Here is a 24,262-nt window from a genome sequence, read left to right as displayed (position 1 = left end):
AAGTTGTTTCAACGAACTTTCGGCCATCATTAAAATTGGGTCGGTTCCTTTGTTTCTTAGGATAACCTCTGCAATTAAGTTGATATCAGGATCGAGAACATCCATAAACCAACGCACAATATTTGTCGAAAATTTCTCTTTGCTGAATGTTAAACTTGTTTCATTCAAAGTAAATTTTAAAATGGAAGCATTCATCAATTTTAAAAACTCAGAGTCGCTGTATTGATTCAGATTTAACTCCTTTTTTAGTTTCATAAGGAATTCTCTGAATTCAATAATCCATTTCGTGTTAACCGGTTCCTGTGCAGTAAGAAGCTCATCAAAAGTTTCAGTGCCGAGATTATTTACAATTCGCTGAATGGCCTGTTCCCTGTTTCGGTGCCTGAACAGAACTTCGGATAAGCCCTCCTGATTCCGTTGTAAAATCCGTTTGACCAGCTCGTCAAATGTTAAAAACTTTTCCATTGCAAACGGGAAATAGCCTTTGAGAAGAAATATTTCCAGCGACTGAATTAAAAAGTTATCCGGTTTTTGCCCTTCAGATGCAATGCCTTTGCCGTTTAATTTCTGGCCGATGTTAAAGGTCAAAGCATTTTCCAAAGATTCCCGAATTCTTGCTGCCAGATTTACCGGCAGTTCTTTTTCTGAAATCGTTCCAATATTTATTTCCAGTTTCGACAACTCAATACGAACTTCGGAAGGTAATTTTTTGGCAACAGCTTTTTCAAGTTCCGGCAAAATCTGCGAATCAAAAATGGACTCAATCAATTCATTCCCGCGCCTTGCAGAATCCTTTGTCTCATATTCAAAATTGAATGAGGAAGAATGAATAATATTTTGAGCCGTTGCCATTATTTCCTGTTTTGTTTTAGTTTCATTAATTCCTGATACACTTCAAAAGCTGCCTTTTTCAAACTATCCGAAGGTTCTTCAAAATTCTGTTGTCCGGCTTTCAGTTTTTCCCACGCGTGGTATTTTTTTTCAAATGACTTCATTTCATTTACATTCAGCCACAAAATTTCATTGCTCAAATGTGCCGGGATTCTTTCCAAAAAAACATCTTTGACATATTCTCTGAATCTTTCTTCCTGGAACCGGGCAGGCCAGTCGGGAAGTAATAGGGAAACCTGTAGGTCGAAAAAATCTTCACTGACAATTTCTCCGGAAAAAAGTTTTCGCTGAAAGACCAGCCGGCGTTGTCCGAAATTCCTGTTCCTGGCTTCCATACTTCCTTTCAGGCGAATTTTTTCCACCTCCCGGAGACGCAATCTGCCATTCGTCTCTTTCGAATTATCAAAAAGTTGAATCAGTCCATTTACCTGTTTGAGCAGGTCGCTAAAATATTCTGCTTTTGAATCAATTGATGCTATAATAAGTCCTTTGTCATTTTTAAACACCCATTTTCCGCCTTCCGGATGCCATGAATTTTCAGACATTCCATCTCTAAAAAATGCTGCAACCCTGTTGTTTCTTTCGGCTTCCGTCAGGCACCACGACTCATTTTCTGAAGTTTGAACCAAAGGATTTCCGTATTCATCCAGGAAACAAAATCCGTAATACCCGCTCACTAAAAAATCGTTTAGCTGAATGTGATCAACCAGATAGAAACCTTCTGATTGATTGTTCTTTTCAGCAAAAAAGTCAATAATCTCGAAAATGTTTTGAACGGCATTTTCTTCGTCAGAACATTCGAATAAACTCACCCATTTATTCGGTTCCCTCTGAAAAATAACCCGGACATTTTCTGAATCAGATTCAGATTTGGATAGACGGTAATTTTCAACATTCAGGGTCTCTTTAAACAACTTTTTATTTCCAATCTCGCCAAACATGGCATTGGGAATATTTCCTGTTGCCGGTTTGGTTTTCCATGTATTTATTTCACTGGTATGAAGCGGTCGGTAGGCTGTTTCAAGGTCTTTTTTTACCTCGAAGATTTCTTCCTTGTACTTCGATAAATCCGAATCTAATCCGCCAAAATCCGGTATCAGCGATTTTTTTCCTGTAGATGGAATTCCGGTTTTTGCCAGAATAATCTGCTCCAAACCGGAAGGATTCCTCACCACATCTTCCTCATTTTGAAGAAATAATGACTCCCCTTTTGTTCTGTTGTAACTCAAATTTTCCAACTGTTTTAAAAACTCAGACTTTTGCCGGAGCACAATCCGGTGAAATTCATTTTCTGTTTTTATCAGGTTTAAACGCAGAGAAATTTGCCAGGGAATATCGTTCAAATCTTCTCCGAACCGTGCCAGCAGGTGATCGTAAATCCGGTTCTTCCGGTCGTAAAAAACATGTTCAGGTTCAAATTCCGATTCGGGAAACAACTCATTTTCAGCCAAAAGATTTTCCACACCTGGAACTGAGCTCAATCGTTGGGAAAAGTATGTTTTCTGTTGGCCGTTTTCAAAATCGATGTTAAAAAACTCATTCAGGTTTCCGAGTTGCGAAAGATGATTGGCAAGATGTTGTTCGGCCAGCATCAGATATGCTTTTAGCTGATTTGCTTTGGCATGCCGCTCAACGGGTTCATTTTTCGAAATTCCTTCTTCTCCTATTCCGTAAATTACCGGAAAATGTTTTTGCACAGAAAAATACCGGCTCAGGTTTCGGGATTTTCCGTTTAGTTTTTTTCGAAAAAAATCCTCTCCGGAAATTTCCAAAGAATATCCTCTGAACTTTTTCGCCCAGGTTTCCAAAAACAAATGATTTATTTTCTGCTTATTTACAGACGAATGCCTTTTTTGTTTCACAAACACGTTCATGTTGGAATAAATGGAGTCAAACCGTTTTTCAGCACTGCTTTCCGAATCGTCATCCACCAGCAGATGAAAAAATTTGCCTTTCCCCGCAAAAATTTTCGGCAGTTTATTTCCTTCGTAATCAATGCAATAAACTTTGCATTGGTTAATTCCTTCAACTTTTGAAATTAACTTTTGAAGTTCATCAACCTGAATTACATTGAGCCTTTTATTCGGAATTTCGCCTTTTATAAACCCTCTTTTTAAACGCGGCCCGGCAAAAATTTCCTCCATACTCATTTCTTCTTCAACCATTTCGGTGTAGCTAGATGATTGCACCGGGCAATAAACGTATTCGAACAATTTCAGAAAGACACCGGCCAGGGTTTCATCCAAATTTGCATTTTCGTTGATGTGGATATCAAATTCAATCTGAATAAACTGCGGTTCCAGTATTTTTGCCGCTACAAATTTTTCTCCCAGGTTCCGGTTTTCATTTAAAAACGTGTTGACTTCGTTAAAAAACGAGTCCCTTCTTTCGGAGTCAGATTTGAAAATATTCAGAAAACTTAGCCGGGGCAAAATTTCAACTTCATTTAAACCTCTTAATTCTTCCTGATAACCTTTGTCCCCTTTGGTCGTAATCCACACATTTTGAATTTCTTCGAAATGATCGATTATCATTTTCCGGTAATCCTGAATGGTAACCGGATGTGAACTAAAAATGGCAGAAGGGGAGAAAAAGGCATTGCGTTTTGCATCAACCGGCAATTTTTCGCCGGGAATCAGAAGATCGTTAACCGGCAAAGACGTACGGTAGGCAATATCGGTGAGGGCATAACACAACTGTTCCAGTATGGTAACGCCAGGGTCGTGTGAGTTGTAATCCGTCCAAACGTCGCCACTCAGCTTCTGAATGTATTCCAGGCCTCTTTCGCGCAGTTCTGAAAAATCCAGACTCACGCTTTCAACTTCATTTCCTGAGAAACTGGCAGATTGTTTCATTGTTTGTTTTTCTATTTTATTAAAAAGCTGTCGTTCCACAGAACCGAAACTTTATACCGTATCTTTTTCCCATCTCCGTAATTACTTTTTGTTTTTAATTGCAGATTGTATTTAAACGGATCTTTGGGTTCCCTGAATGTTTTCCACCATTTGGCCAGGTCGAAAAACTTTTTTTCGTCTTCATCAGGCTGCTCTGTAATTTGGGATGGTTTTGAAACCCACCGGATATCAATTCTATTCCACTTTTTACCGTAACAGGCGCTTGTTTTTGTAATTTTTGGACGCGAATTTCCGTAAGTGCTGATGGCAATTGCGTGCATTAAAGCATACTTTCCATCGCCCTGATCTCCTTCCGCATAGGCCATAATTTCAAAAGCGTTGCTGCCGGTTAAAGGTTTGTCGGTAAAGATATTTTGCCAGGTTCCATCGGCATCCAGTTCGCCTTCGCGGTAGTTTCCAACACGTCCTTCGGAGGAAACAATACCTTTTACATCGAGTTTTTGAGCCGGAGAGTTGGTTCCCAACCCCACTTTCCCTTCATTTTTCTGAATAAAAACCGCCGGCTGATCGGTATTTTCCTGTTCGCCTGTTTTTTGAATATAAATCCCGCCATCTTTCTTTTTCGAGACAAAAAGTGTCCAGGTGGCTTCAGAATCATCTTTATCTTCAAAAAAACTCAGCAGTTTTTCCTGACCGTTATCCGAGGGATAAATCATTATCCCATCCTCGTTAATATCCAGTTTATCTTCGGCAATGTTGAATGTGGAATCAATCAACTTTTCAAATGCACTTTCGTTGGGCAGATTACCCTTTTTAAAAAAGGATTTGAGTTGGTTCCTGTCGGTTATATTTTTTTGGTTTCTCATTGCGTTTTATTAATAATAATTGCCTGAATTATCGCTGATTACAAAGTCTGCCCCAATGGTTAAATCACCAATACCTGATATTTCAGGTGATATTGTTTTTTCATTTTCAACAATTTCAATCTGGTGCTCGGGAGCCGAAGTCAGAATGGCATAAGCCGAAATGGTTCGAAGTTCATTTATTTTCTGAATTTTTGCCGTGTCGATGATTTTATAATTTCCCTGCACTTCAACAAGTTGCAAAACCGAAAATTCAGTAACAAAATCTACGTAAGACCTGCTTTCTATAAAATTCAGAATTTCTGATTTGGAAAAAGATTCATCAAAGCCCTTTTCAATCATTTCGGTTTCAATGCCAGGAGATAAAAAGCTGATTAACTCATTGTTCAGCAAATTTTTGCAATAGCCGCTTTTGTGAATATCATTAAATTTAACACTGCACCTTACTTTTATTTGTTCGTACACCGGATTTGAAACTTCGATGTTCAAGTAAGGGGAAACAAACTGAGAAATGTATTCTTTCACTTCAAGGAGGGTGCTAAAATCAATTTTGGTGGTTTGGAGTTTTTTCCCCTCACTCAAACTTATTTTGGGAATCAAAACAATCTGCAAATTGCTCCCTTTTACCAATTCCTTCGGGTGACTGTTTCTCCCGTAAACCCGCACTTTTTCAATTTGATTAAACCGGTCAAGAACAATACGTTCCACATCCCAGTTGGTAACTACCCTGTTTTTATGGCGTAATTGTTCGCTAATCCGGCTGTAAAATGAATCAACATTTTCTGTCAATTCGTTTAATTTCAATGCAACCGGGCCGGTAATTTCAAGGATGCCTTTTTTTGAACCGGAACTGATTTTTTTGATTTTCAACGCTTTTTCGTTTGATAAAAGTGATTCGTCAACCTCATCGGATGATGAAACTGCTACAGCCTGCGTAAACACATTTTTTATTCTTGAATTCAGCGTTTCTTTTCCATCATAAACTGCTCTTATCCAAAATTTTCCCTGCGGAAGGCGGGTGTTGTTGTACTGAACGAATTCAGGAATTCTGATTTTAATTACTCCCGACCGAATCAAACCGTTCGTTCCATCTTCCAGCATCAAGCCATCAAATGGTTCCCATTCGTTGTTCAACAAATACTGCCAATTAACTTTTGGTACATTTATAATCGTGTGCTCATAAACAGCCGGAACCAGTTCAAAACCAATACTTACCATGTTCCCTGCTTTTATTTGTGTAAGTCCGATACAGAGGTTCCCTTTGTGATTAATCCGGGGGAGAAGAAAATTCCTGTTTCTGACCGGCCCCGGAAAAACCTGAACATGGCCGAACGGATAAATATGGATTAATTTGATGTCGCTTGTCGTATCTTCCTGTTTACGAAGCATCACTTCGCGGGAAATATTTGTGTAATTAACCGAAAGACGCTCGATCACCGGGGTATAAGGCTGACTTGGAAGATCAATGTTTTTTTTCCTGAACCTGCTCATTTTCAAAGCAGCTTTGGCATAAATTTCAGAAAAAATCTGATGGCCAAAAGCAAAATCAGGACTTTTTAATACCATATACAACTGGGTAGCATTTTTATCCGTTTCATTTGGCTGCAGAGACGCCTGGTTTTTAAACCTGAAATTTTCGAGGTTAACCGTTATCTCTTTCTCATTGGTAAGAAAATCACCTTTGGTTTCAAAAAGTTCAATAACCTGCTGATTCTGAATTTCACCGGTACTAATGCTGTTTTTATTTTGAATAATTAATGCTTTATAATCATCGTTTCTGGGAGGTTTTGGGTAAGCCCTGAAATAACCGCTAAATCCGCCTCTTTCCTGAGGAAGGCCAAGCCAGCTTATATTAAATTTAAGGTGAGACAGATTTTTTTGCAGAATCAACGGATTTTGAATGCGTAAGAATGAACCAACCACCGGTGAAGGACCAAACGGGGTAAACGGGATGGACGTGTCGAGATTTCCTGCTGAATTGGATAAGGTTAAATTACTCACATCCAAAACCGTAGCTTTGATGTTGATTTCTTCGATAATTATATTTTTTAAAATCCTGTAAGGATGGTACTGGGCATCGTTATTCAGAATTAATTTTATGCATGGCCAGTTGGTTTTGTAATCACCTTCATGTATTTCCTTATCGAAGGGAACGAGTGAATCGTTCTGTTCATTAAGTGGAATATCAATTCGCAACGTATGATCTTCGGAATTTATTCCGGATTTTGAATGTTCAATTTGTTTCCACCCTTCTATATCAGTTATATAAATCAAAAACGAATCGGAAAAAAATTGGGAAACCACTCTGTTTCTGAATTTTTCCTTATCGGAGGAAGACCTGTTTTTCTGTTCAATTTCCTGATACAACAAACTGTCAAACAATGACTTGGATTCATTGTAGGAATCGGGAGTTATTTTAAACGTCAGATGAATAGTTTGTCTTCCTTTTTCGAGAATCAAAGACGGCGAACTAACTAAAAACCCGACTTCACTCAGCTTCACACTGCCTTCTGATAAAAGATGGCCTGGTTTTTCCTCACCAAATGTTGACGGAAAATCTTCGGTTTGTTTTAATCCTGAATCTGAACGGTTTGTTTGTGTTGGCAAAATATTGTTTTCGTAAAGGATGTCAATAGAGAAATCCTCGTCATCTATTTTATTTCCAAACGGGTAATAATCGCTTTTAAACAGCGTTTTAATTTCTGCAATTTTTGCGTTATTTATCTGGGTATTCGACGAGGCTTTAAAAACAACCTGCTGTTCTTCTTCAAAACTAAAATTAAAAATATCGCCTTCGTTTATTTCCAACTCTTCCATTCCCGGCTGCAAATGAATTGCAATCATCGCCGAATGGGACTTCAGTTTTTTCCTTTTTTGCTGAAGAATATCGCGGTAGTAATAATCCAGGTGTTTTTTTGTAATGGTGTTTATATCGAGTTGCAAATTTTCAAACAGCTTTAAAAAAGCCAGAAGCAATCCCACATGCGGATGATGGCTGGATTTGAATAATTCTTCTTCGAAATGTTTGGCTGCTTTTTCCCGAATGAAAACCAGGTTCCCGAAAATGTTATCGTAATTCTCTTTTAATACCTGAATTTGATTGCTGCTTTCCTGAAGGGAAGTTTTCAGTGAAGCGGATTGTAAAAGCTTTTCCATTTCATTTAAAAGAATCCCTTCATAATTTGACCGCTTCAGCATTTCAGCCCAATTGGTTATAACCGTGTAAATTTGACTGGTTGCATTTTTTATGCGCCCTTTTTCATCAGAATCATCAGGCCGGGATTCCAATTCATTAAAATCTTTTTTGAATTTGCCGGTATCGGTTGAGGCAATGGATGCCAAAATAAAAGCCGAATCGTTTAGTAAAAAAGACTTCCAGTTATCAATTACTTTATTATGAAAATTATAGAAGTTCAGATTTTGGGAAAAATTCAGCGTAAACTGCACCAAATCCAGCATCGATCTTTCATCGACTGAAATATATCCAGGATTTAAAGCAATATTTTTCCTTGATTTCTGACTTGTTCCTTTATTCATACAATTACAATATTTTCAATCAGTTAGCGCTTCTAAAGATTTGTTCCTTCCTTAAAATAAAACGGGAATACCATATTATTTCTCGTGTTGGTGATAATCACCGTATAATAAATGTGAATGAGAATCTTTCCCTTATCCAACGTTTCATCCTTAATTTCAATCGTTTCAACTTTTATTCTTGGTTCGTTGTAAAGCAGGGCATCGTAAACGGCATCTTTTAACATTCTGATGTGTGTAGGATCGTTCGATTCGAAAACAAACTTTCTGATAGGGCAACCGAAACCAGGAAACATCACACGTTCGCCCGGTATGGTTCCCAGTATCAGATGAATGCTTTGCCGAATGTCTTCTTCATCTTCAACCGTTTCCAAAGTTCCCCTGTCGTAATTAAATGCCGGGGGAAATGCCCATCCGCGTCCTAAAAATGAATCGTATTCTTTATTCATAAATTATCCTCCAATCATTACCGTTGGACAACCTAAAACAATGCTTCCTCCGTGTGCGGTGGTATCGCCCATCCGGGCCGCCGGTTTTCCGCCAATCATAACGGTGGCCGAACCTTTTACAATAGAATCGGGCGTGCCCACACAAACCAGGCTGTCGCCAACAACGGCAGCAGGCATTTTTCCAATCATTACAGTTGGCACTCCGGGCCCGATAATGGGTCCGCCCACATGCGGAATGGGCGGCAAACCCGGTGTTTGCATCGGGCAGGTGTGCATATCTGTTAATCTGGCTGCTAATCCCATATTTTCAGTTTTAATTAATCATTACCATGGCGCCTTTTACAGTAGTTTGACCCGAAGCCGAAATTTCAGCAGTTGCATTTCCTTTGGCAGTAAAACCGGTTTGGGCACTCATATCAATATTCAAACCTTCTCCTTTTAAATCGGAGGTAGCCTTGAGTGAAATATTCGAAGTGGCTTCAATATTTACATTCCCCTGTGATTTCAGATTGATATCGCCGGGGCTGTCCAAAGTAATTCCTTTGTCATCCATCAGCATTGAATTTTTATTGAGGTCTTCCACCTTAATGTTTTTATTTTCATCGTCCAGTGTAAACGAATTGCCACCGGGTGTTTCAATAACCAGGATTTTATCTTCATCATCAAACCGGATTTTTATTCCTGATTTGGTAAAAATGGATTTAAACTGGTTTTTTTCGTCGGGATTTTCCATCGGTTTGTTTTTACCGCTGTACAAAGCGCCTGTAATCACCGGGAACCGCGGATCGTTATTAATAAAAGTCAGCATCACTTCATCGTTAATTTCCGGGAAGAAAAAGAAACCGGAGTCGGCTGAGGCATAAGGAAATGCCATGCGCGCCCAAATTCCATTTTCCTGGTTAGTTCCTGTAAACGATGGCAAAGTAACCAGCACACGATAGTTTCCGTCAGGATCTTCGTGTATCTTTTTAACTTTTGCAATCTGAACACCATTAGCAGCCGGTATCAAACCCGAAGCAAAATTGTCTTCAACATCGGGCAAAGAGGCGTGCCATTGCGGATACCTTCCAATATTTAACGTTATAATCCATTCACCGGCTTCAACCAAATGACTGACTTTTGAAACAAATGCATTTCCGTTAAACCGTGCACTAAAACCTGCCAGGGAAATGAGATCTCCGGCCAGGATTCCGGATGTTCCGGGGATGGTAATTTTACCCTGAATTTTGCTCAGAGCGGCTTTATCTGCCAGCGTTTCTCCCCATAATTTCAATTCACCGGAAGTAAGCGGAACGGAAGAATAATGGTTTGATTTTCCATTTACGCCGGAACCTGATAATTTTTTGGCCGAAATATTTCCCTGCGAAGGCCCCTCAGAAAGTGAAACCGATTCCTTAATTTCTTTTTGTTCTTTGATATCCCAGGCAGTTAACTCAAAAGATTCCGGAATATTTTCACTGTCAAGATTCAAATCAACATCAATAATGAATTGGGATGCATTGATTTCATATTTGGGAGAAGCGCTGAAATCGATTTTTTTTACAATGAGTTTGTTTTTATCTGTCAGCACAATCATATTGTTCGATTCAGCACGAGTAACTACAAAATCCCAGTCGCTGCAATTGTATTGCATTAGTGTAGATTGTTGGGTTGTAGATTCTATTTCAGTTTGAAGACCGTAATTTCCTGCAATACTTGTTATGGCATCTGAATCTTTTTGTTCTGAAAAAAGTGCATTAAACCGTCCTTTCGTCATTTTTACTGCCTTGTCTTTGCAGGTAACCAAAAGTTGCGATTGGCCGTTTTTCACCGAAAGCCCCTGCGAAACAACAATTCCTTCAAATACTGTTTCTTTTTTGTCGTTATAACCCAACGAGATTTTTATTTTATTTCCCGGAATAAAATCCTTGCCTTCACTGTTTTCATAAGGTTCATTGGCAAGGCCGATTACACCGCCGTCCACCATCAGAATAGTAGCTGAAGCAATTCTGTTCACCTCCATTTGAACGGAAATTTCCAGAATTTCAACCACATCCTTTATTTTCGAGCCGTTGATAAAAATATCAAAGCTCACCACACCGTCTTGCTGTTGTAATACTTTTGCCATGAATTTTAAATTACCGGTGGAAAAATGATTTTATCTCCGGGTTTTAAATCTCTGAAATGCGTTAATTCATTGTGTTGCGCCACTTTTATGTAATAGCTGCTGTCTCCGTAGATCCTGTAACACATCAGTGGCAGATGGTCGCCGTCCAAAACAGTTCGTACATGGGTTAAATCAGCAGAGTTTTTCTTTTCCTCCAGGGCTTTCTTCTTTGCACTGACGGATGCAATAATTACTATTGTTGCCTCGGCTCTCAACGGAGTGCCGTCCATATCGAGCATGGTGTAATTTACATTCCACGATTTCAATCTCCCCTGGAAAAGTGATTGCGTTCCCCAGTAAACTTTCAGGTAATTGGGTTCATGAATATCACCGTTGTAGGTATAAACTAAATCTTTAGCTTTTTTAATTTGATCATCAACCTTTTCGTCAGTGATTACTCCTGTTCCATCAAAAAAAAGAGCAAGCTCAAACAGTCCGGCAGCTCCGCCTTTATATTTTACCGTTTGTGCACTGGACCCGTTTACTGTATCGGTAACGGCGTATTGCTGCTCGTTTTTAAATTTGTAGTTTTCCGGATTTACCAAAAGATCATATTCTCCAAGCTGGCTCGAAAAATCGGGGTCCTTGTAGGCCACAATCTTCATTTTTGTCAGTTCGCCCATATCCAATATTTACCTTACTGTTTTGGTTTCTAATTTTTGCATTATCCTTTCTAAACAATCTTTCTCAATTTCTTTTTTGAGTTGTTCCAGATATTGGGAAAGGTCTTCTTTTTCAGATGAAAACTCCCCAAATGAAGAATTTTCACTTGACACAATTCCCCTGACGATAAGCTCTTTAACTATTAATGTCATGTGTTAATCTTTTCTGAAAAGTCTGTACTTTAATGTGAGCGATTCAATGGCTAATTGATTACTTGTACTGTTAAGCGCTGATAATTCCCACGAAATTGGAAACGCCTGAACGATGGACCACGAAGCCAAAGGATCGCCATCTGCACCCAAAAGCGATAATTTTAAATCTTTTGGTTCAAACTTAAAGTCTTCCAGGGCTTCCCGGCACCATGTATCCAGGGCAGAATTAGACATCAGACATCGCTTTAACACCAGATTATCATATTTAGCGGGTGTAGGAAGATGATGAACAAAGTTATTGTCACCACCTTCCTTCATGGGAACGGTATCTATGGTTACCTTCAAACCTGAAACTTCCTGAAAAGCACTGTCTGTTTCATCTAAACCATCAAATCTGACGGAAAAATAAAACGCCGTTGGAGGAGTATAATCAGGAATGAAGAAACTGTCTTTTCCCATACAAATTACCCGTTAGCTATGGTTAAACCTTCGTGCATAATTTCAATGCTTTCAACGGCCACTTCATTGGCATCCGACTTCAAATCGGTTGAACTGATTTTTGTAGGCCACGCATTATTCAACGTCCACGTCATGGTTGGGCTTCCGCTTTCATCCAAAAGTTTAATCACAACGTTTTGCCGTTCTATGGTATTCATTTTAATTTTGTTGTACCAGTCCCAGAAACCGTTGTCGTTGGCAAATACACCCTTTTTCATGGTTACATTGCTGTTTTTCACTATTCCCGGCATGTTTATTTCCGAAAATACCGGGCTGTTGCCATGCCTGTAGGAAATAGGCTGCGCTTCAATATCCAGTCCGCTAACCTTCTGAAAAGGAATATTGGTAGTGCTTCCCCAATCTACCATAAAATAAAATTTTGGTAGTGGCCAGTTGTTGTCTTGTTTTTCTCCTGCCATGATGTTATAATTTTAATATTTATAAAAGCTTGTTTTAATTATGATTTTTGCATTTGCTGTTCAAATGTTACTACGATAAATTCTGCCGGTCTGACGATGGCCAGTTTAACGGTTATCAGCATTTTACCTTCCAGAATATCGAGGCTTGTCATGGTTGCACCCAATCCCACCTGAACATCGAAAGCATCATCGGGAGATGCCCCGGCGAGTGCGCCCTGCTTCCATTTTTCTGTCAGGAAATTAATGATCATACTTTTTACTGTAACCCATGTATTTGCATCGTTGGGTTCAAAAACATACGAACGCAGCGCCATTTTTATGGATTGTTCCAGCATAATCATGGTGCGCCTTACATTTATGTATTTCCAGTCGAGGCTGTTGCCGTCCAAAGTACGGGCGCCCCAAATCAGTGTTCCCACACCCGGAAAAGTTCTGATGGCGTTGATGGATTTGCCGGAAACTGCATTCACGTTTAAATCTTCCTGCTGATCGTGTGTAATATTTACTGCCGGTTTAATAACACTGTTCAGGCTCACATTTGCCGGTGATTTCCAAACGCCCCGGTTGTTGTCAACCATGGTGTAAATTCCTGCCATTGCCGCCGAAACCGGGAGCAGGTTGATAACTGCCCTGATTTCATCTAACAGATTTACATAGGTTGGACTTGTAGCCACTAAGCCGAGATGAAGATTCCGTTCGTTGTTTTTTACCGTTTTTTGAATCGCCTCTTTTTCTTCGTCAGTTGTTTCTTCGGTAATTTCCGGCGGAGCCTGGTCTTTAAATTTGGTTACAAGTTCTTTGGCAGGTTTTTCAGGCAAAATGGCTGAAAGATCCACTTTTTCATCCAGGTTTTTAAACGTGATTTCATCTTTCTGAACTATGCTGGTATGCAACCAGGGATAATAGGCAGCGGCGTAACTCAGGTACTCGGTTCCAATTTTTTCCCTGAATTGATTGACGTTGTCTTCGTCGTCCCTGCTGTTGTAGCCATCATACAAATCCATAATGGCTATTCTGTTTTGCATTTTGGCGCATTGTGCCAGCACTTGTTTGTACACCTCGTAACAATCGTCGCCCAAAGCAACCGCATCCGGAATAACAATCATGGTAGGTTCCTGCTCCTTCAGTAACGAAGCTAAACCCCCTTCAATGGGCTTGTCATTTTCATCGGTGCTGGTGCCCAAAAGCTCGTCTTTGCTGATTTTCTGTTCCGCTTTACCTTTGTATGTGCCAACCGACACAATGTAACAGGTGCCGCCTCCATTGGCATAAAAAAGTTTAATGCTGTTAAAAAGGAAAAGCTGGTTGTCGGCCTTATATTCAATCGCCCTTTCCTCATCGTTAATGGAAATTGAATTTTTAGGTTTAGCTCCTTCCGCAACCGGATCTAAAGTAAACTTTGGATTGAATGCACCCCCAAACAAAAGGAGATACTCGGCAAATGAAGTAATTCTGGTGGGTTTGTTCACCAATGACTTTCCATTTCTGGAAGCCTTTTCGGTGTACCCGATAAAAGCCGGGATTGCTGTTGCAACCTCAACAACGGAGCCTGGAAAAGCATTGACCTCTTCGATATAGACTCCGGGTGTCATTAATTTTTGTGCCATAATTTTTAATTATTAATTGTTTATATAAAAATGTGAGAATAAAAAGTCTCATTTGTTTTGGCTTCATCTACGTACAGTTGTTCAGCAGAAGCCCTCGGCAGATTTTTCAACACTATTTTGCTTTTACCGTTACCGGCGCTGTAATTATCAACCAGTTGGAAATAATCATCAGATTGTTCTGCAAGAGGTATTTTGTTTTTCGATTCGAAAACAAGTGCCTCTATATTTGCCTGTATTTGTTGTATTTGAAGTGAATTAAAAACCTCTTCTTTCCCCTTATTGATAATGCTCAGGTTTTTAAATTTATTATAAACCGGACTTACCAGAAAATATTTCCAGACTGTTTTTCGGTTACTGAAATTTATGGCATATTCAACCTTCCCGTTTTCTTTAAACTGATTAAAAAGTTGTTTGGGAAACAGTTCAACAACGGCAAAAGGTTTTTTCCAAACAGCTTTGTTGTAATGGTAAAATTTCACCACATCTTTATTTTCCGCATGAAAGAGAATAAGTCCCTGCGGTAAATTGGAAATGTTAAACGTATTGGAATTTTGGGCTGAGGGTGTAATATTTCCGGGAGGAATTTCATTTCCGGCAGCATCTGTAAAACGATAATTTTCGCCGGAATTAAAATCCGGAATTGTAACTTTTTCATAAACAACTTGAACCAGTTCATTTTCACCGGCAAACTCTTCAGCATGCAAAACAAAACCATTTTCTACCTTACCTTTAATTTCTTCTGTATTGTTGAAATACAGCATTCTGTCAATCAGACTGTGAGCAGGCAAATCAGTGTAATTGATGTAATTGGCATCAGTACATTTTAGGAAAAACTGTAATGATTCGGCTTCATCATAAAATCCCTGTATTTCGGTGTTTGAAGCAAGCAAATGAAAACCGCCGGGAAAAGGTTTTGCTATAATTCCATAATTGAGTGCTGTTTTTTTTGAAGCATCAGCAAGAGAAATTTCAATTGGTTTAAAAAGGTTATCACTAAAATACTGGTGCCTTAAAAACAGTGTAAGTATATGTACAAAAGATTGTTCCATTTATGCAAATTAGGTTTGGTTTTGGGTTTCCTTAACTGCCGGAATAATTTTCCTGATTGGCGCATCATCAAATACCAGCATGCTCACTTTGTACAAAACTGAAGGCATCAGTTTACTTCCTATGGCCGACCAAAGGTGGCTTAATTCGGCGTAATCCAGCTTGCACAATTCAAAACTTAATCTGTTTTTAGAAGAACCTGAATTGCTGGATTGGTCTAACGCAATTCTTTTATTGATTTGAAAAAAGCGAATCAGCGATGAAAGATAACTTAACCCCTCACTGTAAATGGCACTATCGAAATTGGCGCAAAAAAGCAACTGCATATTTAAATGCAACGAAGGATTTTTTTGTGCAAACGAACCATTTCCCTGACCAATCGTACGATTCATACTGTTTTTTAATGCTGCCTCTTCATCTAGGCTAACCAGGAAAAAAACAACTTTTGCATCTACATTCTGTGCAACAGAACCATCTGCCTTAACAATATTAGATAGAACAACTTTATTCTCAGAAATAGAAAATTCATTTCTGAAATGTTCGTTCAATAGATCCCGAATTAATCCCAAGGCAACATCAATCATCGCAACTGCTTAAAAATTTCCAACTAAAGTCAATAAAGAGAATATGAATTTTTGTCAATTTAATGGTTTATTCTCCTGAAAACTAATCTTTTAAAGCTGTAACTAACGCTTGAAAAAATAAATCTCTCAGACAATTTACAACAAAAAAATAAAATAGTAATATATCTTTTAGTATTATTTCGTATTTTCACATAAATAATTTTGATGATTCTTAGATTTTGGTTTTTTATTCTTGATATCTAAAAAAATATTCTGCGCCATGGAAAACAGTATTATTTGCACAACAAGCTTAATTCCAGCCTTATACATTGGGACGGTTGTGATTGGCAACTTTATTTTTTATGTTCTTTTATTGGGATTTTTAATTTTCCCTGTGGGGATTTTTTTCGTCACCCGGTATTTCAAAAAGAAAATAGCATATAATCATGACACCCTGTCCGGTAAAATTAGTTTTCTCGGAGAACAAAACAGAATTCTTTTAAAGGAACAAAATGCCCGTTCATCGGAAATAATTGCCCTGAAGGAACAATTTAAAGAAGCTGAAAACAAACTGGATAAGTGGTTTACAGAGAAGGCAGAATTAGAACAGGAAATTCAATTTTTAAAAGACCAGATGCAAAAATCCACTAAAAATGACGACATCATCATCGAATATTATATGAATGAAAAATCGGGAGATTGAGTGACTGATTTAATTATTAATAAATATACTCGTTTTAAAAATGGCGATGACCATTCTATTTCTTAATATAATCTTTGCCGGAGAGCAATAAGGTAATAAGGTAAAAATCATACGTGCAACTCTTCTACTAAGGTTAATACATTGAAAATAAGGTTTTTCCGTTTGCAAATAAACCTTATTTTTTTCCATCAAAAACCTTAGTAAAAGGCGAACAGGAAAAAACTAACCTTATTACCTTATTAATAATGAAAAAAATGCCGCCATATATAATTTAAATAATAGTATTATTAACCAATTCTAAATGAGTGAATTATGGAGCATGCACTAAAATGCAAACCGTTTGGAAAAACGCTGAATGCTCGGGAACAACTAACTTTAGATGGCACATTTTATCCCTTGCGAAGTATATTACATTAAAGAATACTTTTCCCCTCCTTAATTCTTTCCATGCGCAATCCGGCCTGAATATCTTTTAACCGGATAACATTGTCTTTTCTACCCATACACTTTAAAACACTGTAATGCAATACATTAACAATAGAAGCGGCGCTTAACTCATGTTGTTCGGCCAAAGTTTCCAAATCAACATCCTTATCGTATTCAAACTGGCTGGTTTTGGACTTTTCCCATAAAATGAGCCTTTGGTGTGCATCAGGCATTTCAAAATCGAGAACAAGCTGGAAGCGTCTGAAAAAAGCTTCATCAATATTTTTTTTGAAATTGGAACTTAATATGACCAGACCGTCAAAATCTTCCATACGTTGCAGTAAAAACGAAACTTCCTGGTTAGCATAACGATCGTGAGAATCAGATGTATTGCTTCTTTTACCAAAAAGTGCATCGGCTTCGTCAAAAAAGAGAATCCAGTTTTTCGATTCAGCCATGTCGAAAATACTTGACAGGTTTTTTTCGGTTTCGCCGATATATTTTGAAACTACCATCGACAAATCCACACGGTAAACATCCATTTCACAATATTTTCCGAGTAGGCTGGCGGTTAATGTTTTCCCCGTTCCGGGCGGGCCAGTAAACAATACTTTAAACCCGGGTTTTATTTTTTTCCCGAACTGAAATTCTTTTTTTAAACTTCTTCCATAATGAACATAATCTTTGATTTCTTCAAGTCCCTGCAGCAGATGTTCCTGAACAACCAGGTCGTCCCATTCCTGACTGGTGTAAATTCTTTTTGCCGGAAAATGGGGATTAAAATCGGGTTTATATTTTTCGCCGGTTGTTATCAGAAACAGATATTCCTGCGAAATGGACAACATTCCATTTAAAAATGGTTCGTTCATCGAAGAGCTCTCCAGCGAAAGTATTCCATCGCGGTGAAAAAAATGTTCCCTGCCAAACAACCGCAACAACTCAAACCTTTTTTCCAGATTTGCGCCTGCAAGCAAAAAGATTGCGGTTTCTCCGGTGGGAAGGTATCCTTTGATGTTATTGTACCTGATTCCGCCAAATTCGGTAAACGGAATATCGTACAGGGCATTTTTTGTGTGCAGTAAATCCAGAAGCGAAGGTTTAACATGTGGTATTAATGCCAGAATTAAAATCAGCCTTTCTTCCAAACCCATTGAATGTTTTTTAATCAGACCGGCGTATGGAGAATCCTGTTTTTCAACGGATGGCAACTGGATTTTATATATTTCATCCTCAGGCAGCGACTGTTCAAAAGTTATTTTTCCTCTGATGAGTATTAACTTTTGAAACCATTCAAGTTCCTGTTCTATTGTTTTGGCATTGGCCGAATGAAACTTCATTTGAATAGAGTTAAGTGTTACAATCTGATATATAAACATTCTGAACAAAGAATGTTCAAAAATAAAACACATCAGGCATGATAAATTCAGAGACTATTTTGATTTATATTTTTTACGTTTTTAAATGTTTAACTATCTAAACGCTGTCAGGTTCCGGGCACCAGACCTTTCATTCCCGATAGCTATCAGCGTTTTTGTAGAGTATGATTTTTTTATATTATTGAATTTTACACGACAATTAATGAGAATATTATCAATAAATTTGCTCGCTATAAAATTGGCGGTGACCATTTTATTATTTAATTAGAGGTTTTTATCAGAGAGCAATAAGGTAATAAGGTAAAAATTAAATGTGTAACTATTTTACTAAGGTTAATACATTGAAAATAAGGTTTTTTTGTTTGCGAATAAACCTTATTTTTTTTCATCAAACCTTAGTAAAAATGGCAAACAATAGAAAGGTAACCTTATTACCTTATTGATAATGAAGAAATGTCGCCAAATTTAAATCCAACGAAAGTATGATTAATCAACTATAAATAAGTGAATTATATAACTCATTCACTAAAATGAATACCATTTAAAAAATCGCTGATTGCTATCGGGTTATAACCTGAAAGCGTCAAATTTAAAATGAAAAAATAACATTGAAAAATCGTTCCAAATTCCCAAAATTTAATTTCATAACAATCTCTCAGATAACAATATTCTTTTTTCAGGATGAATTACAACCTGATTATTTCCGGTGGGCTCAGCCAGCTTTCGTTATTCAGGCGGTCGAGCACCGAAATGCGCACTTCGTATTTTTTTCGTTTTTGGTTAATGCGTTCAAACTTGTATTTATCCAAATGTTTATCCAGAATAATATGAATGAATTCCGGGTTTTCAGGATTCAGCTTTTCATCTTCTTCACTCAAATACAGAATAAACCTGTATGGTTCATCCAGTTCAAAATCCGTTTCCCTGACTTTCCATTTCACCGTTCTCCCCCGTTGTTTGAATTTGGCCACCGGCTGTGGCGGCTGATAATCGAGCCACGGCATAGGCGGAACGAGTGCGCGGTAACGGTACAAATCCTGCATCAGGCTGTCCTGAAAGCCCATTAAATCGCGTTTAAAATGTTTGCTGCTGTAAAAGGCCGAACCGTCAATTCCGGGAATTTCGCGTAGCAACCTGATTTGTTTGGGCAGTTCACCGGGCTGCGTCCATTCTTTCACTTCCGAAACCGGGTCGCTTTTATACACGCCATGGCCGATATACATTCCGCGGTCGTAAGTATGCAGTTTCCACCAGAGGGCCAGTTTTTCAAAATCGGCCAGCGGGTGACCAATCTGCCAGTAAAGTTGCGGCAAGGTGTAGTCAATCCAGCCGTTTTCCTGCCATTTGATGATGTTGGCGTAAAGATGATCGTAATTGGTGGCGCCGGCACGGGAGTCGGAGCCGCGCGGGTCGTCGGCTATGTTGCGCCACACACCAAACGGACTGATGCCAAATTTCACCCACGGTTTTACCGACTTAATGGTGTCGTTCAGCATTTTGATGATGATATCCACATTTTCGCGGCGCCAGTCGGCCTTATCTTCCGGTAAAAATCCACGGTTGTAAAAGGCAAATGAGGCTGTGTCGGGAAAATCTTCCTGCAACGGGTAGGGGTAAAAATAATCATCGAAATGAATGGCATCCACATCGTAACGCGAAACAATGTCTTTAACCACCTGCGCTGCAAATTCGCGTGTTTGTGGCAGTCCGGGGTCGAAATAGAGGCTGTTGCCGTATTTCAAAATCCACTCGGGGTGCTGAAAAGCAATGTGGTTTCCGGCCAGGGGCTGCTGGTGATTCAGCGCCACCCGAAACGGATTGAGCCAGGCATGCAGTTCCATGTCGCGCTTGTGACACTCTTCAATCCAAAACTGCAGCGGGTCGTAAAACGGTTCGGGCGCCTGCCCGGGCGTTCCGGTAAGATAGCGCGACCAGGGTTCCAGTGTCGATGGATAAAATGCATCGGAAGTTGGCCGAACCTGCAGAATGATGACATTCATGCCCAGTTTTTCGTGCATGTTTAAAATGTCAATCACCTCCTGCTGTTGTTGTTCAGTGGGAAGCCCCGGTTTCGAGGGCCAGTCGATGTTGGCCACGGTAGCCACCCAAACAGCACGGAATTCGAATTTTGGAGAAATGGTTTGGGCAGATACAAACACCCCTGCAGTTAATATGAAAAACAGACTTAAAAAATACCTCATAATTTTATCTTAGATGGTTTAACTCCTGGTCCACCCGCTTTTTCAGGTACAAATATATGCATGAAATGTTAATCAACATATTTAATATAATCGGTGCGCTGCACCTTTCTTCCTTTTTGCACCCAAATTACTACAAATATTAGCGCGGCTCTGCCGCTTTCAACCCAATATAGCTCCTTTTATTAACCTGAAGAAAAGAAAAGGTGCAGCGCACCCGGAATATTTGTAGAATAGAATAATGGGCTGAGAATAAGGTGCAGCGCACCGAAATATTGAAGACTTTTTTCTGACAATTTCCTTAAATGTGTAATCTGTAATACACCTAATTTTCCCACATCTTATATATTATGCCTAATTTTGGTAAACTTAATTTAGACAATTAAGACTTAAATTGAATAAAGTTTAACTTAATGAACATAATTAGAAAACGAGTATTTGAAAGTTGGAATAAACTTTCTGATGTCCAAAAAGCAGGAATTGAATCGGCCATTTATCAATTAGACCAGAAAAAAGGCATAAGCCATAAAACAGTTATGGAAGAACTGAAAAAGAAATATAAAATCAAATTATGATAATCATTGCAGACAGCGGCTCCACCAAAACAAGCTGGTGCTTTTCGGAAAAAGGAAAAGAGCCGGAACTATTTAACACCGGCGGGGTGAACCCGTTTTTTCGTACCACCGAAAACATAGTAACCGAGTGGAAACAAACCTTGCTGGCCAACCTTTCCGGGAAAGTTGACCGCGTGTTTTTTTATGGTGCCGGTGTTGTGAACGAAGAAAAAGCTGTCGTGATAAAAAAAGCGCTGGATGTGTTTTTCCCGGAGGCAGAAAAAGAAGTGCACAGCGATTTGCTGGCAGCAGCCCACGCCACACTGGGCAACAAAAGCGGCATTGCCTGCATTTTGGGAACCGGCTCCAACTCGTGCCTCTACGACGGTAAAACAATTACTGCTCATGTTCCGCCGCTGGGATTTATTCTGGGCGACGAAGGCAGCGGTGCGGTTTTGGGCCGGCAACTGGTGGGCGATTTCCTCAAAAAAACAATGCCTGGGGAATTGCAGCAACTGTTTCAGCAAAAATATCCTCTGGAATATACCGAATTTCTGAACCGCGTTTACCGGCACGAAAAACCCAATCAGTTCCTGGCCGGATTTGTGCCGTTTTTAAGCGAAAACATTCAAAATGAATATTGCCAAAACCTGGTGGAAAATGCATTCGATTCGTTCATTTTAAGAAATGTAGCCCAATACTCAGGTTACGAAAATCAACCCGTTTGTTTTGTGGGTTCTGTAGCCTTCTATTTTCAGGAACAGTTAAAAAATGTACTTTTGAGGCGGCAACTGGTTCCGGGAATTATTGTAAAGGAACCTTTGTTAAAATTGATGGAGTTTCACCTTCAAAATGATAACCATGAGTAGCATAACCGAATCGAGTTCGTCTTACAACAACCTCGAAAAAATGAGCATTCGCGAGTTGCTGGAAGGCATGCACAACGAAGACAAAAAAGTTTTGCCGGCGGTGGGAAAAACCATTCCGCAAATTGAAAAGCTGGTAACCGAAATTGTTCCGCGCGTAAAAAAAGGTGGAAGGCTGTTTTACGTGGGCGCAGGAACCAGCGGACGTTTGGGAATATTGGATGCTTCTGAAATTCCGCCAACTTTTGGCGTGGGTTACGATTTGGTCATCGGGCTCATTGCCGGCGGCGACCTGGCCATCCGCAGAGCTGTGGAATCGGCCGAAGACGATGAAAACCTGTCGTGGCTGGAACTGCAAAAATTTAACATGAATCAACTGGATACGGTGGTTGGCATTGCCGCCTCGGGCCGAACGCCGTTTGTGATTGGCGCGGTGAAAAATGCCCGGGAACATGGAATTTTAACGGCCTGTATCACCAACAACCCCGATTCTGCACTGGCACAAAACGTGGACATCCCCATCGAAGCCATTGTGGGGCCTGAATTTGTTACCGGCAGCACCCGTATGAAGTCGGGAACTGCACAAAAACTTATCCTGAACATGATTACCACCACGCTGATGATTCAGATGGGCCGGGTAAAAGGCAACAAAATGGTGAACATGCAGTTAACCAACAAAAAACTGGTGGAACGCGGCACCCGCATGATTATGGACGAACTGGGATACCCGGAAGAACAGGCACGCAGGTTGCTGCTGCTGCATGGTTCGGTGCAAAAAGTTCTGGAAGAAGCCGGCCAAAGAAAACATTAACCATCCTGTTGCAGGAAAAAAATATTTCTATCTTTGTCCGGTAGTAAACGTTCAAAAAAAACATTAAAATATTGAAGATAATCATCAGGCCTGCTATTCAGGCAGGTTTATGGTTTATTAGGTTTAGTTGGTTTAGGTTTAAAAGGCTGTCGTAGGGCAGCCTTTTCTTTTACAGAACAATTAAAATTATGATAATCAAAATTAACAACATAAACAAAATAAACTGGTTACGCACAAACAATCCCAGCAAAATAAGGATTTCCACCTCATCGGTCACAGCGGTGTACAATTCAATTTCCCCTTTGTCTTTTGAAAGAAATTCATTGGATGTGTAAGTAATAATTTCAGCGCCGTTGAACTTCCACGACCAGCGCGACTGCCAAAAGTTCTGGATTTCCAGTTCGAACCGTTTGCCGTTGATAACCACATCGCTACGGGGGTTAAACAGGTTAATCATAACCATGCCCAGCAGCGACTGGTCGTTGGCATCGTAAATCTCCAGTTTCGACAGGAAAAACTCGCGGTTCAGGACAAACAGCTTCCCGTTAATCATGGCCTGTGCCTTGGAACTCACCATGTTCTCCCACCGAATGCTCCCGATAAGCTCCCCGCCGTGCCTGATTTCCAGTCTGGAACCAAAAATACTTTTTGTCCATTGCAATTTATCCATGCCACTCCTTTCAAATTGAAAATGCAAGTTAGAAAATTCTGTTGAAACCAGAAGGTGAAAAAAAGTTAAGGAATTGCAGAACCCATTTTTGATTTATGCATTTTTTTTTGTCGTCGTTAAGAAGGATAACTGTTTAACCTAATCTAAACCCATTCTAAATTGTTGATTTTAACAATTTTTCAAACCTCCGATTTATCCTATGTTCGAAAAAGAAATATTTTTACAGGCAATAACAACTCCGGGCAACTGCCCCTCAGTAAAATACAGTAAATGACAACAGCTTTTAAAATACCCGCATTTTTTGCCTTGATAATCTTTTCTTGCACTGCGAATGCGCAGCCCAACATTGAAGTTGGCCTTACAGGAGGATTTGCACGATTTTACCCGGAAACAGAATTTTTCAGCCAAAGTTTAAATAACCAGGCTGATAACGGTTTTGGCTGGTCCGCCGGATTTTTTTATGAAAAGCACTGGAAACCCAAAATCAATCCGGTTTTGGAACTAAACTACAGTAATTTTTCAAGTGACTTTATACTTGAGCACAGGTTTTTTGAGCCCGAAACCGGAAATATCGGGGAACCAGTTTCCGGTACTTTTCGCGATGCTACATTCAGTTACCTCTCTGCTTCGGCAGGTGTTAAACTTTATTTGAATAACAAATTGTTTGTGTATCCGGGTTTTGAAATAAGCAAATCATTGAACAGAAAAACTGACCTTTGGTCGGTAATGTATTACGCCAAAGATTGGGGCAGCAGCGTTTATATAAAAAACAGGTATTTAAACAAAACCAATTACTACGCGAAATTTGGATTTGGAGTTGACCTGAAGGCATTGGATGTAATGCTGGAATATGTTTACGGATTAAATTATCAGCTTTCGTTTTTTGAATATTCCACACCTTTTGGTGTTAACCATCGCAACAAGTATTTGCAGTTGAAAGTACAGGTTCCATTGTACCGGTTTAGGTAAAC

At 39.4% G+C, this 24,262-nt stretch carries 22 protein-coding genes; 5 read left to right on the top strand and 17 right to left on the bottom strand.

The window, feature by feature from the left end; translation table 11 throughout:
- The 14 genes from ACESMA_RS08025 to ACESMA_RS07960 form a co-directional block, all read right to left on the bottom strand.
- The coding region (locus ACESMA_RS08025) for a contractile injection system tape measure protein (protein ID WP_372948278.1) at positions 1 to 852 on the bottom strand (852 nt) is incomplete at its 3' end.
- Positions 852 to 3,746, bottom strand: coding sequence for a hypothetical protein (locus ACESMA_RS08020; protein ID WP_372948277.1), 2,895 nt, complete (start codon positions 3,744 to 3,746; stop codon positions 852 to 854). The genes ACESMA_RS08020 and ACESMA_RS08025, both read right to left, overlap by 1 nt.
- Before the next feature lie 11 nt (positions 3,747 to 3,757).
- A complete protein-coding gene (locus tag ACESMA_RS08015) occupies positions 3,758 to 4,612 on the bottom strand; it encodes a hypothetical protein (protein WP_372948276.1) in 855 nt (284 codons plus the stop codon).
- Between the two features lie 9 nt (positions 4,613 to 4,621).
- On the bottom strand, positions 4,622 to 8,146 hold the full coding sequence (locus ACESMA_RS08010) for a hypothetical protein (RefSeq protein ID WP_372948275.1): 3,525 nt from the start codon (positions 8,144 to 8,146) through the stop codon (positions 4,622 to 4,624).
- A 32-nt stretch (positions 8,147 to 8,178) separates the two neighbouring features.
- On the bottom strand, positions 8,179 to 8,592 hold the full coding sequence (locus ACESMA_RS08005; RefSeq protein ID WP_372948274.1) for a GPW/gp25 family protein: 414 nt from the start codon (positions 8,590 to 8,592) through the stop codon (positions 8,179 to 8,181).
- Positions 8,593 to 8,595: 3 nt separating this feature from the next.
- Positions 8,596 to 8,895, bottom strand: coding sequence for a PAAR domain-containing protein (locus tag ACESMA_RS08000; protein WP_372948273.1), 300 nt, complete (start codon positions 8,893 to 8,895; stop codon positions 8,596 to 8,598).
- A gap of 10 nt (positions 8,896 to 8,905) precedes the next feature.
- Positions 8,906 to 10,699 carry a type VI secretion system tip protein VgrG gene (gene vgrG, locus ACESMA_RS07995; RefSeq protein WP_372948272.1) on the bottom strand — a complete coding sequence of 598 codons (1,794 nt, stop codon included), beginning with the start codon at positions 10,697 to 10,699 and terminating at the stop codon, positions 8,906 to 8,908.
- A 5-nt stretch (positions 10,700 to 10,704) separates the two neighbouring features.
- On the bottom strand, positions 10,705 to 11,361 hold the full coding sequence (locus ACESMA_RS07990; protein WP_372948271.1) for a hypothetical protein: 657 nt from the start codon (positions 11,359 to 11,361) through the stop codon (positions 10,705 to 10,707).
- 9 nt (positions 11,362 to 11,370) lie between these two features.
- A complete protein-coding gene (locus ACESMA_RS07985) occupies positions 11,371 to 11,553 on the bottom strand; it encodes a DUF5908 family protein (protein ID WP_372948270.1) in 183 nt (60 codons plus the stop codon).
- A gap of 3 nt (positions 11,554 to 11,556) precedes the next feature.
- Positions 11,557 to 12,012 (bottom strand): phage tail protein, encoded by a 456-nt coding sequence (locus tag ACESMA_RS07980; RefSeq protein ID WP_372948269.1) that lies wholly within the window; start codon positions 12,010 to 12,012, stop codon positions 11,557 to 11,559.
- A gap of 5 nt (positions 12,013 to 12,017) precedes the next feature.
- A complete protein-coding gene (locus tag ACESMA_RS07975; RefSeq protein WP_372948268.1) occupies positions 12,018 to 12,470 on the bottom strand; it encodes a phage tail protein in 453 nt (150 codons plus the stop codon).
- A gap of 38 nt (positions 12,471 to 12,508) precedes the next feature.
- A complete protein-coding gene (locus tag ACESMA_RS07970) occupies positions 12,509 to 14,077 on the bottom strand; it encodes a phage tail sheath family protein (RefSeq protein WP_372948267.1) in 1,569 nt (522 codons plus the stop codon).
- Positions 14,078 to 14,097: 20 nt separating this feature from the next.
- Positions 14,098 to 15,126, bottom strand: a complete 1,029-nt coding sequence (locus ACESMA_RS07965) for a hypothetical protein (protein ID WP_372948266.1) — start codon at positions 15,124 to 15,126, stop codon at positions 14,098 to 14,100.
- 9 nt (positions 15,127 to 15,135) lie between these two features.
- Positions 15,136 to 15,708: a DUF4255 domain-containing protein gene (locus tag ACESMA_RS07960; protein WP_372948265.1), complete on the bottom strand. Its 573-nt coding sequence runs from the start codon at positions 15,706 to 15,708 to the stop codon at positions 15,136 to 15,138.
- Positions 15,709 to 15,967: 259 nt separating this feature from the next.
- Here ACESMA_RS07960 and ACESMA_RS07955 point away from each other — a divergent pair, with 259 nt between their 5' ends.
- Positions 15,968 to 16,390, top strand: a complete 423-nt coding sequence (locus ACESMA_RS07955; protein WP_372948264.1) for a hypothetical protein — start codon at positions 15,968 to 15,970, stop codon at positions 16,388 to 16,390.
- 413 nt (positions 16,391 to 16,803) lie between these two features.
- On the opposite strand, the gene ACESMA_RS07950 is transcribed toward ACESMA_RS07955, so the two are convergent.
- Positions 16,804 to 18,153, bottom strand: coding sequence for an ATP-binding protein (locus tag ACESMA_RS07950; RefSeq protein ID WP_372948263.1), 1,350 nt, complete (start codon positions 18,151 to 18,153; stop codon positions 16,804 to 16,806).
- A 725-nt stretch (positions 18,154 to 18,878) separates the two neighbouring features.
- Entirely contained in the window at positions 18,879 to 20,393 is a 1,515-nt protein-coding gene (locus tag ACESMA_RS07945; RefSeq protein ID WP_372948262.1) for a glycoside hydrolase family 10 protein, read from the bottom strand.
- Positions 20,394 to 20,803: 410 nt separating this feature from the next.
- Here ACESMA_RS07945 and ACESMA_RS07940 point away from each other — a divergent pair, with 410 nt between their 5' ends.
- Genes ACESMA_RS07940 through ACESMA_RS07930 form a run of 3 tightly spaced genes read left to right on the top strand, consistent with a single transcriptional unit; the run spans position 20,804 to position 22,621 of the window.
- Positions 20,804 to 20,965, top strand: coding sequence for a hypothetical protein (locus ACESMA_RS07940; protein ID WP_372948261.1), 162 nt, complete (start codon positions 20,804 to 20,806; stop codon positions 20,963 to 20,965).
- Positions 20,962 to 21,813 (top strand): ATPase, encoded by an 852-nt coding sequence (locus ACESMA_RS07935; RefSeq protein ID WP_372948260.1) that lies wholly within the window; start codon positions 20,962 to 20,964, stop codon positions 21,811 to 21,813. The genes ACESMA_RS07940 and ACESMA_RS07935 overlap by 4 nt, the downstream gene beginning before the upstream one ends.
- The gene (locus ACESMA_RS07930) at positions 21,806 to 22,621 is read left to right on the top strand and encodes an N-acetylmuramic acid 6-phosphate etherase (RefSeq protein WP_372948259.1); all 816 of its coding nucleotides are present in this window, start codon (positions 21,806 to 21,808) and stop codon (positions 22,619 to 22,621) included. Before ACESMA_RS07935 ends, ACESMA_RS07930 begins: the two co-directional genes overlap by 8 nt.
- Positions 22,622 to 22,790: 169 nt before the next feature.
- Here the strand turns inward: ACESMA_RS07930 and ACESMA_RS07925 are convergent, their stop codons facing one another.
- Complete coding sequence (locus ACESMA_RS07925; RefSeq protein WP_372948258.1) at positions 22,791 to 23,291, bottom strand: hypothetical protein; 501 nt, start codon at positions 23,289 to 23,291, stop codon at positions 22,791 to 22,793.
- 270 nt (positions 23,292 to 23,561) lie between these two features.
- Here ACESMA_RS07925 and ACESMA_RS07920 point away from each other — a divergent pair, with 270 nt between their 5' ends.
- Entirely contained in the window at positions 23,562 to 24,260 is a 699-nt protein-coding gene (locus ACESMA_RS07920; protein ID WP_372948257.1) for a hypothetical protein, read from the top strand.
- Positions 24,261 to 24,262 lie beyond the last annotated feature (2 nt).

This window comes from Mariniphaga sp., assembly GCF_041687215.1.
Lineage (GTDB): Bacteria > Bacteroidota > Bacteroidia > Bacteroidales > Prolixibacteraceae > Mariniphaga.
Note: the sequence above shows the minus strand (reverse complement) of the source record. Positions and strands in the feature narration are given on the sequence as shown.